Here is a 1,736-nt window from a genome sequence, read left to right as displayed (position 1 = left end):
AGAAGCTGCGCGCCCTCCGGCGCGGTGGCTTCACCGGTGGCCAGGCCAGCGATCCGCTCGCCCTCGACCAGGAGGTGCAGCCCGTCGCGGAGCTGCGTTGAGCGACCGTCGAACAGCCGGAAGTTGGTGAGCAGGATCGGCCGGATACTGGCTGCCGGCGGTTCCTGGGCCTGGGTACGCCCCGGCAAGGCAAGTGCCGCCGCGGATGTGCCGAGGGCCGTGACGAAGCCACGTCGCGATAGGGTCCGGCCGATCCGCCGGCTGGCGGCCAGGAGGGCCGGGCTGTGGCAGGGACAGCCGATGTGAGCCATGGGCTGGCCGGCCTCGCCGGGCGTGCAGGACCACATGCGTTGTCCTCCCCGGCCCAGGTCCTCGGCATGATGCCTCCGACCGCTTGCCGGTTGGCCGAGTGGTGAGCATGTCAGGGCTGGGTGCCGAGGGCAATGACGCGGCCGGCGGGCGAGGTTTGGAGAAGACGATGCGGAACGACACCAACCAGCGGATCGTCCTCGCGGCGCGGCCCGAAGGACAGCCGGGACCGGAGCACTTCCGCATCGAGACCGCGCCCGTGCCGGAGCCGGCGGACGGGCAGGTGCTGCTGGAGGTCCTCTATCTTTCACTCGATCCCTACATGCGCGGCCGGATGGATGCCCGGAAGTCCTACGCACCGCCGGTGGAGCTGGGGGCAGTGATGGAGGGCGGAACCGTGGCGCGCATCCGGCGCTCGCGGCACCGCGACTACCGGGAAGGCGAGATCGTCCTGTCCCATGCCGGCTGGCAGCGCTTTGCGCTGTCGGATGGGACCGGCCTGCGCAAGATCGACCCGGAGCTGGCGCCGGTCAGCACCGCCCTGGGCGTGCTCGGCATGCCGGGCTTCACCGCTTGGTCCGGCCTGCTCCAGATCGGCCGGCCGCAGCCCGGCGAGACCGTGGTGGTGGCGGCCGCCAGCGGTGCGGTTGGCTCGGTGGTGGGCCAGATCGCCCGGATCAAGGGCGCCCGCGCGGTAGGCATTGCCGGCGGGCCGGAGAAATGCGCCTTCGTGAAGGACGAACTCGGCTTCGACGCCGTGGTCGACCATCGGGCCGCCGATTTTTCGGGGCAACTGGCGGCGGCCTGCCCGGACGGGATCGATGTGTATTTCGAGAATGTCGGCGGCCAGGTCTTCGACGCGGTGCTGCCGCTGCTCAACGAGTTCGCGCGCATCCCGGTTTGTGGCCTGATCGCCCAGTACAACGACCCGGCCGGGCCAAGGCAGGGCCCGGACCGGCTGCCGCAGGTGATGCGCGAGGTCTTGAGCCGCAGCCTGCTGATCCGCGGCTTCATCCAGCGCGAGTTCGCGCAGCTGCGTCCCCAGTTCTACCAGGAAGCCGCGCAATGGCTGAAGGAGGGCCGGCTGCGCTACAAGGAGGACGTGGTGGACGGGCTGGAGAACGCGCCGGATGCGCTGCGGGGCCTGCTCGAGGGCAGGAACTTCGGCAAGCTCCTGGTGCGGGTGGCCGAGTAGCAGGCCGGAAGAGGGCATGAACCGGCGGGCCAGCAACCGCTTCCTGCCGGGACCAGCCGTCTCCTGACAGCTTGTGTCTTCTTGTATTCGTCATGGCCGGGCTCGACCCGGCCATCCAGTCTTCCCGGCCATTGCTGGATGGCCGGCTCAGGGCGGCCATGACGAAGAAGCAGCCACGGTGGCTTTCAGCCTCGGACGGCCATGCGACTGACCGTCCGTAGCCGGCTCAGCC

At 70.1% G+C, this 1,736-nt stretch carries 1 protein-coding gene and 1 pseudogene; one reads left to right on the top strand and one right to left on the bottom strand.

Features of this window, described 5'->3' with window-relative positions; all coding sequences use genetic code 11:
* A pseudogene (locus EQG76_RS16590) lies at positions 1–347 on the bottom strand (amidohydrolase family protein); the annotation flags it as partial.
* A gap of 131 nt (positions 348–478) precedes the next feature.
* Between EQG76_RS16590 and EQG76_RS16585 the strand changes: the two are divergent.
* Entirely contained in the window at positions 479–1,504 is a 1,026-nt protein-coding gene (locus EQG76_RS16585) for an NADP-dependent oxidoreductase (RefSeq protein WP_159715431.1), read from the top strand.
* Positions 1,505–1,736: the final 232 nt, after the last annotated feature.

This window comes from Geminicoccus flavidas, from assembly GCF_009806515.1.
Lineage (GTDB): Bacteria > Pseudomonadota > Alphaproteobacteria > Geminicoccales > Geminicoccaceae > Geminicoccus > Geminicoccus flavidus.
The sequence above is the reverse complement of the archived record's forward strand: the minus strand, read 5'-3'. Positions and strand labels throughout refer to the sequence as shown.